This window comes from Variovorax glacialis (assembly GCF_051216375.1).
Classification (GTDB): Bacteria; Pseudomonadota; Gammaproteobacteria; order Burkholderiales; family Burkholderiaceae_C; genus Variovorax.
The window spans coordinates 15,504-28,374 of record NZ_JBPJZT010000010.1 but is presented as its reverse complement, the minus strand read 5'-3'; the positions used below and the strand labels follow the sequence as shown (position 1 = coordinate 28,374).

Genomic DNA, 12,871 nt, shown 5'->3' with positions numbered 1-12,871 from the left:
TTTGCGCGCTGCGTCAAGCGCGCTTGCCCACTTCGACTTCTTCGCGCGTCCAGCGCCGGGCCTGTTCGCTGAGGCTGATGCCCAGGCCGGGGCGCGTCGGCACCAGCATGCGACCGTCCTTGATTTCGAGGCGCTCGTTGAACAGCGGTTCGAGCCAGTCGAAATGCTCGACCCAGGGTTCGGTCTGGTAGACGGCGCCGAGATGCACGTGCAGCTCCATCGCGAAGTGCGGCCCGAGGCTCAGGCCCGCCTGCTCGGCCTGCGCCGCGATCTTCAGGAAGGGCGTGATGCCGCCCACGCGGGGCGCATCGGGCATCAGGTAGTCGGCGGCGCGGTGGCGGATCAGCTCGCCGTGTTCGGCCGCACTGGTGAGCATCTCGCCGGTGGCGATCGGCGTGTCGAACTGCAGCGCGAGGGCGGCGTGCCCTTCGAAGTCGTAGGCATCGAGCGGCTCTTCGATCCAGACCAGGTTGAACTGCTCGAAGGTGCGGCACATGCGTTGCGCTGTCGGCCGGTCCCATTGCTGGTTGGCGTCGACCATCAAGGGCATGTCGTCACCCAGATGCTTGCGAACCGCTTCGACGCGCCGGATGTCGAGCGCGCGATCGGGCTGGCCGACCTTGAGCTTGATGCCGCCGATGCCGCGTTCGCGAGAGGCGGCCGCGTTCACCAGCAGTTGGTCGAGCGGGGTGTGAAGGAAGCCGCCCGAGGTGTTGTAGCACTGGACCGAATCGCGCTGCGAGCCGAGCAGCTTCGACAGCGAAAGGCCGGCGCGCCTGGCTTTCAGGTCATAGAGGGCGACGTCGAAAGCGCCGATGGCCTGCACGGCCATGCCGCTGCGCCCGACCGACGCGCCCGCCCAGCACAGCTTGGTCCAGAGCTTCGAGATGTCGCTCGGGTCTTCGCCGATCAAGGCCGGTGCGATCTCCCTGGCGTGGGCGAACTGACCCGGGCCGCCTGCGCGTTTCGAGTAGCTGAAGCCGAGGCCGCGATGGCCGTCCCTTGTCTCGATCTCCGCGAACAGCATCGCGATCTCGGTCATGGGCTTCTGGCGGCCGGTCAGCACCTTCGCGTCGCTGATCGGATTCGCGAGTGGCAGGTAGCAGGACGAGACGCGGATCCAGGCAATGCTGTCGCCGGCGGGAGAGGAAGGGGGGTTCATGGGCCAGTCGTGTTTGCTAACGTTGTCATTTGCGGCATCGCTCGTTGAGGCGAGCTGGGATGCCGCGCTGTCTTGAGGATGAAACGTCGCTGTTGGCGCTCAAGTCGCTTCGGTGATCTGAATGATATCGTTGTCATTTTTGGCGGTCAAAGGAAGATTGATTGGGGTTTTCCCGGGTCTAGCCAGCTTGGCTCTACACACTCAAACGTGGCTGCCCTCGAGGGCCGGGTAAGATGGCTGGTCGCCGTCTCCCTGTTCTGCTAACGTTGTCATCAGCCGAAGCCAAGCCCCAGATTGACGCCCGATGAACGCCGTTTCCCCCTTCAAGTCAGCCACGCTCCATGACGTTGCCAAGGCGGCGGGCGTCTCGCTGATCACCGCGTCGCGCGCGTTGTCGAACCCCGGCGTGGTGTCGGACAAGACCATCGAGCGCGTACAGGCGGCGGTGGAGGCGACGGGCTACATCCCGAATCTGCTCGCAGGCGGCCTGAAATCCAAGCGCAGCCACCTGATCGCGGCCGTCGTGCCGGCGCTGGGCGTGGCGCAGTTCCTGCCGACCGTGCAGTCGATGACCACCGAACTGGCCAGTGCGGGCTACCAGCTCATCCTGGGTCAGACGGCCTACGACGCCGAGCGCGAGGAGGCGGTGCTCAACACCATGATCGGTCGACAGCCCGACGGCATCGTCATGACCGGCCTCGTGCAGTCGCAGAAGGCGCGGGACCGGTTGCACCGGCTCGGCATCCCGGTGGTCGAGACGTGGGACCTCAGTGATCGACCCATCGACATGCTCGTCGGCTTCTCCCACGTCAAGGTCGGCAGCGCGTTGGGCGGCTATTTCCTCGGCAAGGGATGGAAGCGCATCGGCGTCGCCAGCGGGGACGACCATCGTGCGCGAATGCGGCGTGACGGTTTCCTGACCACGCTCGGCCGCGAAGTGCCGACGGCGTTCGTGCCGGCGCCCAGCAGCCTGGAGTTGGGCCGGCGTGCTCTCGCGGAGTTGCTTGAGCAGGATCCGCACCTGGAAGCCGTCTGCTGCAGTTCCGACCAATTGGCCCACGGCGTCATCGTCGAAGCGTTGGCGCGCGGATTGCGCGTGCCGCAGGATCTGGCGATCTGCGGATTCGGCAACGCCGACTTCGGCCCCCATACCGTGCCTTCGATTTCCACGGTGCATGTCGACGGCTCGGAGATCGGGCGCCTGGCGGCGCGGCTGGTCGTGGATCGCTGCCGCGGCGAAACCATCGCCAAACCGGTCGTCGATGTCGGGTTCCGCATCGTCGAACGGCAGTCGACGGGCGGCTAGCTTCGCGTCCTCTGCGGCACCTCAGGCATCGGGCCCACATAGCGCCCGCGAGGGCGGATCACCTGCGCCACGCCCAGTTGTTCCAGGCTGTGCGCCAGCAGCCCGACGCTGCGTGCCGTCGCGAACAGGCCAAAGGCCGCATCGGCGGGCAGTCGATGGTGCGCGACCAGGGCGGCCAGGGCCACGTCGATGTTCGGCTGCAATCCCGTCAGGTTCGTCACCTTCTCGATGAAGCGCGCGATCACCTCCGGGGGCTCGAACAGCGCCAGCAAGGCGGCGGCCCGCGGATCGCCGTCGGGATAGAGGTGGTGACCGAATCCTGCCAAGGGCAGGCCGGTGGACAGGTAGTGGGCCACCACCTTGTCGTCGCCCAGTCGTTCCACTTCGCTGAACAGCGCCTGGACGCGACCCGAGGCGTCGCCATGCAGGGGGCCCGAGAGGGTGGTCAATCCTGCCAGCAGGCAGGCGGGCAACGAGGCCCCTGTCGATGCGGCAATGCGTGCGACGAAGGCTGAGCTGGTCAGTTCGTGGTCGACCAGCAGCACCATCGCCGTTCGCAGCAGATCGGCTACCTGCGTCGATTGCCCCCACCCTTGCGCGAAGCGCAGGTGCAGCGGTTGGTGCCCGGGCTGGGCCCCGAACGCATCGGCCAACTGGCCGACCAGGCCCTGGCCCTCGGCGTGCAGCACCCGGGTCAGGCGCCCGCGCGTGGAATGCCCGGCGGCCGCGAGGTTGGCCAGGGCGGTGAAGGCGGCGACGCGCCCGGGCTCGGCCTGGCGAACCTGCGTCGAGGACGAGAAGTCGACGGCCTGCCCGGCGTCCCACAGCAGCCGCGCCACGTCTTCCACGTTGGCAGCACGCGCCAGACTCACGGCATCCTGGCCCCGGTAGTACGGGCGCCCGCGAAAGAATGCGCAGAGGGCCGTCGGAATGCTGGGCTCCGAGCCGAACAGCGTGTTAGCGGCCAGCGTCTCGTGCTTGCGGCCGGCCTGCTTGCGCTTGGCCAGACCGGCAATGTCCTCTGCGCGGTACAGGCTGCGGCGCGTGTCGACCGGATCGGGCATCACTTCGACCTTGCCGCGGCTCACGTAGGCGTACACCGTCTGAGGTTGCACGCCGAGGCGTTGGCAAGCCTCGCTCATCGAAATCCAGGAAGCCATGGTCGGACGGGAAGAATGAAATATATATTGATTTTATACGTCAATATTGACGTCTAGATCAATCAATCCATAGGATGCGGCCATGAAGCCCCAGATCCTGCAACTCAATCCGATCCTGATCCCCGCGATCAATGACGAGCTCGCATCGCTCTACACGGTCCACAAATATTTCGAGTTCGCCGACCCGGGCGCCTGGCTGCGTGAACATGGCGCGTCCGTCGATGCGGTCATCACCGGCGGGCACACCGGGATTTCGCGGGAGATGCTGGAGCAGTTGCCTCGCCTTCGGGTCGTGGCCGTCAACGGCGTCGGCACCGATGCGGTGGATCTGTCGTATTGCCGAGGGCGGGGGCTGGCCGTCACCGCCACCCTGGGTGCGCTGACCGAAGACGTGGCCGATCTCGCGATCGGCTTGCTGATCGCCGCATGCCGCAACCTGTGCGCGGGCGACCGCTTCGTGCGCGAGGGTCAATGGGAGCGCTTTCCGCAGCCCAGTGCCATCCCGCTGGCGCGCCGTTTCAGCGGCATGCGCGTCGGGATCGTCGGGATGGGGCGGGTCGGCCGCGCCGTCGCGGCCCGCGCGGCGGCCTTCGGATGCCCGATTGCCTATACCGACCTGCGCGCCATGGACGACGTGGCCCACCGGTTCGTGCCGGACCTGGTCGAACTCGCTCGGAATTCGGACGCGCTGGTGCTGTGCGCGGCAGCGGACAAGGCCGAAGGCATCGTCGACGCGGCCGTGCTCGATGCGCTCGGCCCGCGGGGCTTCCTGGTCAACGTGGCGCGCGGCCGACTGGTCAACGAGCCGGACCTGACGGCTGCGCTGACCAGCGGGCGCATCGCCGGCGCGGGGCTGGACGTGTTCGTCGACGAACCCCGCGTTCCTTCCGCGCTGCGCCAATCCGACAACGTGACCCTCCAGGCCCACCGCGCCAGTGCCACCTGGGAGACCCGCACCGCCATGGCCAGGATGGTGCTCGACAGTGTGGCCCAGGCGCTCGCGTGCGAACGCCCGGCGATGAGCCTGACGACCTGAGTGGGCGCATGGCGAGCCTCGTCTTTCCCGCGCCTGAGCCGACCACCCTGCCGGTGGCGGGCAGTGAAGCGGTCTTTCCCGTGGGACGTGTGTACTGCATCGGTCGCAACTACCGGTGGGGCCAGGACAAGCCGTCATTGGAACTGCCGGCCTGGTTCATGAAGCCTGCCAGCGCGGTGGTGCAGGCGGCGGGGCTCCTGCCCTATCCACCGGGCACCGACGACTTCTGCCACGAGATCGAACTGGTCGTGGCGATCGGCCGCGGCGGCCGGGACATCGACCCGGAACAGGTGGAATCGGATCACATCTGGGGCTATGCCGCGGGACTCGATCTCACGCGGCGCGATCTGCAGCAGCAGGCCAAGCGCACGGGTGGCCCGTGGGAGGCCGCGAAAGCCTTCGACCACTCGGCCCCTTGCTCTCACCTGGTGCCGGCTGCGGTTTGCGGGCATCCCCGACAGGGGGCCGTGTGGCTGACGGTCAACGGCGTCGAACGCCAGCGCGCCGACCTGTCCGATCTCATGTGGACAGTCCCCGAGCTGGTGGCGATGCTGTCGAGGTCGGTGACGCTCGCGCCGGGCGATCTGATCTACACCGGCACGCCGGCAGGCGTGGGCCCGCTGCAACCAGGCGACGTCGTGAGCGGCGGCGTGGAGGACATCGGCCGGTTTTCCATGACCGTCCACAGCGATCACACCCTTCCCCCTCGTTCCCGCCATTCCAATTCAACGCCATCAGGAGACGCCCCTTGAACGCAACCCCTTCCAGAAAGATCGCGCTGGTCACCGGCGCAGGCAGCGGCATCGGCCGCTGCGTGGCCCTCGGACTGCTCAACGACGGCTGGGCCGTGGTGCTGGCCGGACGTCGGGCCGAGCCACTGCAGTCGCTGGCGGCCGAGGCCGAGGGCCGGGGACAGGCGGCCATGGCCGTGCCCACCGACGTGACCGACCCGGTCAGCGTGCAGGCGCTGTTCGCCGCGATCGAAGCCCGCTTCGGCCGACTCGACCTGCTCTTCAACAACGCGGGCGTGAACGCTCCGGCGGTGCCGATGGACGAGCTGCCCCTGGACAAGTGGTTCAGCGTGCTGAACACCAACGTGACCGGTGTGTTCCTGTGCGCGCGCGCGGCCTTCGGCCTGATGCGCCGCCAGTCGCCGCAGGGCGGGCGCATCATCAACAACGGTTCGGTCTCGTCGCAGACCCCGCGCCCCTTCACGGCGCCCTACACCGCCAGCAAGCATGCGGTGTCGGGCCTCACCAAGGCGTTGGCGCTCGACGGCCGTGCCTTCGGCATCGTGGCCAGCCAGATCGACATCGGCAATGCACTGACCGAACTGTCCGAGCGCATGACGCGCGGCGTGCTGCAGGCCAATGGCACGGTCGCGCCCGAACCCATGATGGACGCGAACCACGTCGCCGACGCGGTGCGCCACATCGCCGCGCTGCCGCTCGGCGCCAACGTGCTCAACATGACCATCATGGCCAGCGCCATGCCCTTCGTCGGGCGCGGCTAGCAAGCGCCGCCTGACGTTTGCCCCCACCCATAAGGAGACATCCATGCAACCCCGATCCCTGTTCAAGATCCTCGCCGTCTCGGCGTCCCTGGCCGTGGTGCCGGTCCTGGCTTCAGCGCAGGCCTACCCGACCCATGCCATCAAGATCATCGTGCCTGCGCCGCCGGGCGGTGCGATCGACACGATTGCCCGCGTCGTCGGAGAGAAGCTCACGAAGTCGATGGGGCAACCGGTGGTCATCGACAACAGGCCCGGCGCATCCAACAACCTCGGCACCGATGTCCTCGCCAAATCGGTGCCCGATGGCTACACGATCGGCATCGTGGGCGGCAGCCACAACATCAACAAGTTCCTCTTCAAGAACCTCGGCTGGGATCCGGAGAAGAGCTTCGAGCCCATCGTCTACACCCATGAGGTTCCGCTGGTGTTCGCCATCTACCCGAAGATTCCCGCCAAGACGCTGCCCGAGTTCGTGGCGTGGATGAAGGCGAATCCCGATCAGGCCAAGGTCGCGACCTCCGGCCGCGGCAGCGCGCAGGAAATGGCGGCCGAGATGTTCCGCATGTCCACCGGGGTGCAGATGCTGCTGGTCCCGTACAAGGGCTCCTCCGCCGCCCAGCCGGACCTGCTGGCCGGGCGCACCGCGCTCTACATCGACACGGTCAGCGCCATCCAGTCGCAGGTGAAGGCTGGCAACGCGCGCGCGATCGCGGTGTCGACCCGGAAGCGGACATCGTCCCTGCCGGACGTGCCGACCGCGGAGGAACAGGGGCTCAAGGGCTACGACGCCAACACGAATGGCGGCTTCCTGGCGCCGGCCGGCACGCCCAAGGCGATCGTGGACAAGCTCAATGCCGAAATCAATGCCGCGCTGAAGATGCCTGATGTGCGGTCCAAGCTGGAGGCTGCCGGCATCGAGGTCCAGGGCGGAACGCCGCAGGAGTACGCCGCGCTGATCAAGTCCGACCTCGCCAAGTGGGGCAAGGTCGTCAAGCAGGCGGGCATCGAGGCGGAGTGAGTCCGAAGGCCGCGGGCCCGCGGATCAGGGCAGCGTGAGGCCGACGAGCTGCCCGAGGTAGTGGGCTTCGAGCTTTCCCTTGCGAAAGAAGCGATCGAAGGCCATGTGGCAGAGGATGCCGAGCTTCTCGGCGGGCAGGCTGGGGTTGTACCGCTCGACCATGTCCAGCAGGACGCCGAGCACCAGGTGGCCATCGGTCACCGAAGGCGGCGCGGGCAGTCGGTCGGGCTCCCAGTCCAGGCAGAAGGGCGGGACGTCCAGTTCGACCTCGAGGTGGCGCGCCAGGGCTTCCGGAACCTCCGCATCCTCGGGCAAGCGCAGGAGCGCCGCACGTTCGACCTGGAGGGAGTGGGCCACGAGCGCGTACCCGTAGAGGGCGCACAACGTGTGGAGGTTCTTGCGGCGGTTTGTGGCGACGTCAGTCATTCGACCTACTGTTCGCCTGAGCGTACCAGCTTGCCAGCGTTCTGACGGCGAGGTGAAAGGTCGAGAGAGCCCCGCAGGCGGGTGGTGTTGGCGGCGAACGACGGCGCGCTCTCAACGCTTGCCTGCCGCTGCCCGTGTCGAGAGCCGGTCCAGCCGAAGGCGCTGCCGCTCGTCGGTGATGGCCCGTGCCGCCAAGTACACCGCGCCGGCCGCGGCCAGCCCGCCCGCGCCCGTCAGCAGGAAGAGCAGCAGGATCTGGTACTTCACCGCCTCGATCGGGTCCATGCCCGCCAGCAGCTGGCCGGTCATGATGCCGGGCAGCGTGATGATGCCGGCCGCCGACATCTGGTTGACGATGGGGATCATCGCCCGCCGTATCGAGGACCGCAGCAGCTCGCCCAGTGCCTCATGGATAGAGGCGCCCAGTGCGAGCTGCGCCTCGATCGCCGGGCGCCGTATCACCACGCCTTCCAGGAAGCCATCGAGCCCGAGGCTCGCCGAGTTGAGCACGCTCCCCAGCACGATGCCCATCAGCGGGATGGCATAGCGCGGGTCGTACCACGGGTCGGGGCGGATTGCCGTCATCAGCGCGAGCGCGACGGTCGCGACGCTGGAGAGGCCGACGACGGTCGCGCTGATGCGGTAGTTGCCGGCCGCTCGCAGCCTGCGCGTCGGACGCACCGCTACCTCGCGCGCGGCGGCCGCGATCATCAACAGCACGATGACGAGCGTGACCGCCGGCGACGCCGCCCTGAACACGATGCGCAGCAGCAGGCCGACGAGCAGGAGCTGGACGACCATGCGCGTCGCGGCCCAGAGCACCTGGCGGTGCAGGTCGAGGTGCAGCAGCAGCGAGGCCACGGCGCTGACGAGGACCAGCGACGCCGCCAGCGCCACGTCGAGCGCGCCGAGGTGCACGACGTGGTTCACAGCGCCTGCAGCCCTTCGCGCGTCATGGCGTAGCGGCGCTGGCTCACGCGCGCGGCCTGCTCCGTCGAGTGAGTGACCCAGAGGATCGACAGGCCGCCTTGCACGCGAGCCTTCAGGAGCGATTCCATCGCCAGGGTCGATGCGGCGTCGAGCGAGGCGGTCGGCTCGTCCAGCAGGAGCACCGCGGGCTCGCGGGAGAGCGAGCGGAGCAAGGCGAGCCGCTGCCGCTCGCCGGTCGAGAGCCGGGCGACCTCGGCATCGAGGATGTCGGCCGGAAGATGCAGCAAGGGCAGGGCGGTCCGGAGGGTCTCGATCGATCCGTCAGGGAAGTGCGGTCCCACCGTCGCTTGCCACCAGGCAGGCTCCGCGGCCTGGTAGACGACCTGCCGGCGCCACGCCATCGGGCGCCAGGCTTCCCGTGGCTGGCCGTCCAGCGCGACGCTGCCGCTGCCGGGATCGAGATCGGCGATGAGCCGCAGGAACAGGCTCTTGCCCACGCCCGAGGGGCCGACGATGCTCGCGCATTCGCCACGTCCGAGGTCGAGGTCGAAAGGGCCGCCGTGGACCGAGCGCAGGGCGCGGATGCTCAGCATGGCGAGCGTGGGCCAGCAAGGCCGGGGGAGTGCATGCGGAAGATCATCGCCGTGCCCATCATGGCGGAGACGCCCGGTTCTGTCGACGCAGGCCACAGGCCAAAGCGCAGTCCGTTCAGGCGGCGCGCCTTACTACACTGCCCCGGATGAGTGATGCCCCCCCATCGCGGCGCGAGCCAGACCCGCTGGTTTCCTATTTCTGGAGCGGCGATGTCATCCGCAGCCGGAGCGTGAGCAATGTCGTGCTGTCCACCACGCTCGACGTGCCTGCGCCCCCCGCCAGGCTGGTCGCCGATTGGGAAAGGGAAATCTCGTCGCGGCTGGGCCTGGAACCGGGCGACGTCGAGGCATTGCCCTTGGCACGCGCCCGCGCACGCTGGCCGGCCTACAGGCAGTGCGTGCAGGCGATGAGCGACTGGACGCGTGCGCTCGGCCTGCAAGAAGTGCTCGCCGCTTCCGACGTCGCGCTGATGGCCTGCCACGGCGCCAGGTACCACCATGACGGCGCGCACTATGGCGGCGCGGCCTTCTGCAATCTCTTCGTGAGCGAGGACAAGGGGCTGGACGTGCATTTCCCGTCCACCGGTCATCGCATCCCGCTGACCCGGGGCACGGCCCTCGTGTTCGACACCGGCCAGCCGCACGCCGTGGCCCGGCGCGGCAGCAGCGGTTTCGATGTGGCCGACTTCGCGTCGGACCCGGATTGCACGCAGGTATTCCTGACCTGGGAGCTTCCCATCGAGGACGCCAAGGTCGGGCGCCTCCTTCAGGTCGCCTTCGACGTCGATCCGTCGACTTCGTTGCAACTGGATGAAGAGCAGGTCTGGCGGAACGGCGTGCGTGTCGAAGTGTGTCCCGAGTCGGGCCGGTGGCGCGCGGCTGAGTGAGCCGCAACTCCCCGTTTGTGCCAAGGCGGCGGGCGCCAAACTTCTGATGCAATTGAAAACAAAAGTACCAATATTCCCCGGTGTGGTGCGAAACTCTGGCGCGTGGCACCACTGGGAAATCGAAGAACGGACAGCGAAGCGCATGCTTCCGAGCACGCCTTCCCGCGAGGAACACGTCGCCTGAGCGTCGCCGAATACGTTGGGCTGGTGGCGTCGAGTCAGGCGGCATTCGATGGTGCGATGAGTGCGCTTCCGCCGTCGCGCCAGGTGGATCTGTGGAACGCTTTCCATCCGGAGACTTTCCTGCCTTCGAGCGGGAAGCGAAAGCTGTGGGTGCTGCGGCGCGGCGTGCTCGACGACCTCGCGCCGAGCGTGGGGCAAGTTCTGCCGCGCGCCTGGCATCCGACGAAGAACGAGCAACTGGTGTTCCGCGCGGTGCTCGAGGCCCTCGCGACCGGGCGGGAGCGCCAGGGCGAGATCGTCGAGTTCTGCAACGACATCCATACCTGGCCTTCGGTGCTCGGCGCGGCCGACTACCTGACGGGGAACCTGGCGGACGCCGTGCGCGTCGCCACCCAGGATGTCGCTGATGACCGCCAGCCGCGACGCCTGCACCTGCCCAGCTGGGCGCTGGTCGGAACGCTGCTTGAAGCACTGGGTCCTGCGCCCCGGCAGTGGAACGGAAGCCTGGTCGCGTTCACTGCCGCGCTGGCCACGGTGCTCGGGCCGGAAAAGGCCAAGCTCACGAGCGAGCATGCGCGCCTGTTGATCCGGCTCTATCTGGAAACGGACGTGGGCCGCAAGGAGTCCGCCCCGGAGGCGGTGCTGCGAGCCGGCATGAAACTGGCGCCGCCCAACACCCCCTGGGGCGACGGGGCGGGCGACAAGTTCCGCGAACTGATGCAGGCGCTGCAGAGCCTCCAGTTGCTCCAGATCGGCCAGGACCAGGAGATCCGCTGGACCGCGCTCACCCTGGTTCATCTTCCCCCCGGCCAGGTCGCGAACGGATCGGGCTCCTCACCCTTCAAGTGACCGCGCCCTGCCGGGCGCACGCTGGACACGCGTGGAAGTTGGTATCGTGCCGACCGATGACTTCCTACGTGCTGGCCGTCCTGGTCTTCCTGCTGACGCTTTTCGGGTTGTGGCTGGGCGTGCGCCTGTCGTCGCTCCTGCCGGAACATCACCTGGTGAGCGACGCACGCGATTCCGCGAAGATCGCCATCGGCATGCTGGCCACCCTGCTCGCACTGGTGCTCGGGCTGATGATCACCTCGGCCAAGCGCTCGTTCGACGAACGGGAGGCGGAACTGGTCCAGCTCTCGACATCGATCGTGCTGCTGGACCGAGCGCTCGTGGGCTTCGGCGAAGAATCCCGTCCGGCGCGCGCCCAGGTCCGCACCGTCCTCGATCGCATCCTTCAGCTGACGGAACATCGGCGAGAGGCGCCGCGCGAGGACGGCGCCCGGTACTCCGCCGACCTCCACGAGATCACGCGGCTGCAGCAGACCATCCTCTCCCTGACGCCGGGCAATGACGCCCAGCGCTGGTATCAGTCGCGCTCGATGCAGCTGTCCACCGACATTGCGCAGAACCGGGTGCTCACCGCGGAGCGGCAGGACAGTTCGGTGCCGGCCGCACTGCTCTTCATCGTCTGCGGGTGGGTGGTGGTCATCTATGTCGGGCTCGGGGCGTTCACGATCATCAACAAGAGCGTGAGCGTGGCCCTGGGCATCTGTGCGCTCGCCTTCGCGTGCTCGATCTTCATCATCCTGGAACTCGACACACCCTTCTCGGGCGTGGTGGACGTTTCGAACAAGTCGGTGCTTCGGGCCCAGGCGGAACTCGGCGCCTGAGCCATCCGCCAGTCAGTCGAGGAGCGGTTCGAGCCCCGGCGCCTTGTCGACCTCGGACGGCTTGTAGAGCTTGTGCTGCGCGGCGGGACCGATGGCGTCTGTGACCACCGCCAGCCGCCACGGATCTCCGCGCTTGGCGCAAGCGCGCTCCTCGCCGGTGAGCCGGTAGGTGGTCACGCCGGTCGTGGTGCCTTTGACCGCCAGCTTGAGGAGCGTGGCGCCCTTCTTGTCCGAGACCTCGATGTCGTAGCCCAGTTTCTGATCGGACACGTTCTCGGCCTTGTAGCCATAGCCCGCGAAGTGGCGTGTCAGGTAGGCCATTGCAGCGGCCTGGGCGTCTTCGGCGGATGCCTGGCCGGACGGGCCGTCCGCCGGCGCCGCCGGCACACTGCCGCGCGCGCGTGCCGACGCGACCTCCTCGTCGGACGGTACCCACCCGCGCGCGCCGCGAACCAGCACCGCGATCTTCTGCGGCGGGTCCCAGGCGGCGATGTGCCATTCCTGGTCGTCGGGCACGCGCGTCGAGACCTTGGCGGCCCGGTCGGTCTCGATGTCCTGGATGGCGACACGGTTCGTCTGCAGCACGGTCCTCAGGCCGAGGCCCGCGTCCATCGTCCGCTTGAGCAGGGCGAGCCGGTCCTTGGCGCGCTGGATCTGCAGGTCGCTCCGCGTGCCGCCGCCGACCTTGTGATGCGGGTCCAGCGATTCGAGATAGAACCATTGCCCGCCCGAGCCGACGCTCACGAACTCCGCCCAGATGGTGGCGATGACGATGTCGCCCGTTGCCAGCCAGGCGTGGTCGGACGCCTTCTGGCGCGCATCGAAGACACCCATCCTGGCAATGATCTCGACAGGCGTGCGCTTCTCGCCCGTCAGGCGCTTTTCGTTGATGACCGCCAGTACCGCGGGGTCGACTTCTTTGTCCATTTCAGGGATTCATGCCAGTTGTGATCCGATCAAGTATGCCCTGTGCGGCCGTGCCGGTTT

Annotated in this window: 14 protein-coding genes; 8 read left to right on the top strand and 6 right to left on the bottom strand. The window is 67.8% G+C overall.

Going from position 1 to position 12,871, the window contains the following annotated elements; all coding sequences use genetic code 11:
• Nucleotides 1-13: 13 nt before the first annotated feature.
• Nucleotides 14-1,162, bottom strand: coding sequence for an L-talarate/galactarate dehydratase (locus ACSFBL_RS24270; RefSeq protein WP_435518372.1), 1,149 nt, complete (start codon nt 1,160-1,162; stop codon nt 14-16).
• Nucleotides 1,163-1,466: 304 nt separating this feature from the next.
• Here ACSFBL_RS24270 and ACSFBL_RS24265 point away from each other — a divergent pair, with 304 nt between their 5' ends.
• Nucleotides 1,467-2,468: a LacI family DNA-binding transcriptional regulator gene (locus ACSFBL_RS24265; protein ID WP_435518371.1), complete on the top strand. Its 1,002-nt coding sequence runs from the start codon at nt 1,467-1,469 to the stop codon at nt 2,466-2,468.
• On the opposite strand, the gene ACSFBL_RS24260 is transcribed toward ACSFBL_RS24265, so the two are convergent.
• Nucleotides 2,465-3,610 carry a citrate/2-methylcitrate synthase gene (locus ACSFBL_RS24260; RefSeq protein WP_435518370.1) on the bottom strand — a complete coding sequence of 382 codons (1,146 nt, stop codon included), beginning with the start codon at nt 3,608-3,610 and terminating at the stop codon, nt 2,465-2,467. The two genes, ACSFBL_RS24265 and ACSFBL_RS24260, sit on opposite strands and share 4 nt — an antisense overlap.
• Nucleotides 3,611-3,710: 100 nt before the next feature.
• Here ACSFBL_RS24260 and ACSFBL_RS24255 point away from each other — a divergent pair, with 100 nt between their 5' ends.
• The 4 genes from ACSFBL_RS24255 to ACSFBL_RS24240 are packed head-to-tail and all read left to right on the top strand — an operon-like array spanning nt 3,711 to nt 7,195.
• Complete coding sequence (locus ACSFBL_RS24255) at nt 3,711-4,664, top strand: 2-hydroxyacid dehydrogenase (RefSeq protein WP_435518369.1); 954 nt, start codon at nt 3,711-3,713, stop codon at nt 4,662-4,664.
• An 8-nt stretch (nt 4,665-4,672) separates the two neighbouring features.
• Nucleotides 4,673-5,416: a fumarylacetoacetate hydrolase family protein gene (locus tag ACSFBL_RS24250; RefSeq protein ID WP_435518368.1), complete on the top strand. Its 744-nt coding sequence runs from the start codon at nt 4,673-4,675 to the stop codon at nt 5,414-5,416.
• Nucleotides 5,413-6,177 carry an SDR family oxidoreductase gene (locus ACSFBL_RS24245; protein ID WP_435518367.1) on the top strand — a complete coding sequence of 255 codons (765 nt, stop codon included), beginning with the start codon at nt 5,413-5,415 and terminating at the stop codon, nt 6,175-6,177. The genes ACSFBL_RS24250 and ACSFBL_RS24245 overlap by 4 nt, the downstream gene beginning before the upstream one ends.
• A gap of 43 nt (nt 6,178-6,220) precedes the next feature.
• Complete coding sequence (locus ACSFBL_RS24240; protein ID WP_435518366.1) at nt 6,221-7,195, top strand: Bug family tripartite tricarboxylate transporter substrate binding protein; 975 nt, start codon at nt 6,221-6,223, stop codon at nt 7,193-7,195.
• Nucleotides 7,196-7,219: 24 nt separating this feature from the next.
• Here ACSFBL_RS24240 and ACSFBL_RS24235 read toward each other — a convergent pair whose 3' ends face one another.
• From ACSFBL_RS24235 to ACSFBL_RS24225, 3 genes are all read right to left on the bottom strand, one after another.
• On the bottom strand, nt 7,220-7,621 hold the full coding sequence (locus ACSFBL_RS24235; protein WP_435518365.1) for a hypothetical protein: 402 nt from the start codon (nt 7,619-7,621) through the stop codon (nt 7,220-7,222).
• A gap of 111 nt (nt 7,622-7,732) precedes the next feature.
• The gene (locus ACSFBL_RS24230; RefSeq protein ID WP_435518364.1) at nt 7,733-8,551 is read right to left on the bottom strand and encodes an ABC transporter permease; all 819 of its coding nucleotides are present in this window, start codon (nt 8,549-8,551) and stop codon (nt 7,733-7,735) included.
• Entirely contained in the window at nt 8,548-9,144 is a 597-nt protein-coding gene (locus ACSFBL_RS24225) for an ABC transporter ATP-binding protein (protein WP_435518363.1), read from the bottom strand. The genes ACSFBL_RS24230 and ACSFBL_RS24225 overlap by 4 nt, the downstream gene beginning before the upstream one ends.
• A 146-nt stretch (nt 9,145-9,290) precedes the next feature.
• Between ACSFBL_RS24225 and ACSFBL_RS24220 the strand changes: the two genes are divergently transcribed.
• The 3 genes from ACSFBL_RS24220 (at nt 9,291) to ACSFBL_RS24210 (ending at nt 11,884) form a co-directional block, all read left to right on the top strand.
• Nucleotides 9,291-10,031 carry a hypothetical protein gene (locus ACSFBL_RS24220; RefSeq protein WP_435518362.1) on the top strand — a complete coding sequence of 247 codons (741 nt, stop codon included), beginning with the start codon at nt 9,291-9,293 and terminating at the stop codon, nt 10,029-10,031.
• A 240-nt stretch (nt 10,032-10,271) separates the two neighbouring features.
• A complete protein-coding gene (locus tag ACSFBL_RS24215; protein ID WP_435518361.1) occupies nt 10,272-11,063 on the top strand; it encodes a hypothetical protein in 792 nt (263 codons plus the stop codon).
• A 56-nt stretch (nt 11,064-11,119) separates the two neighbouring features.
• The gene (locus ACSFBL_RS24210; protein WP_435518360.1) at nt 11,120-11,884 is read left to right on the top strand and encodes a bestrophin-like domain; all 765 of its coding nucleotides are present in this window, start codon (nt 11,120-11,122) and stop codon (nt 11,882-11,884) included.
• 12 nt (nt 11,885-11,896) lie between these two features.
• Here the strand turns inward: ACSFBL_RS24210 and ACSFBL_RS24205 are convergent, their stop codons facing one another.
• Complete coding sequence (locus ACSFBL_RS24205; RefSeq protein WP_435518359.1) at nt 11,897-12,811, bottom strand: protein NO VEIN domain-containing protein; 915 nt, start codon at nt 12,809-12,811, stop codon at nt 11,897-11,899.
• Between the last annotated feature and the right edge of the window lie 60 nt (nt 12,812-12,871).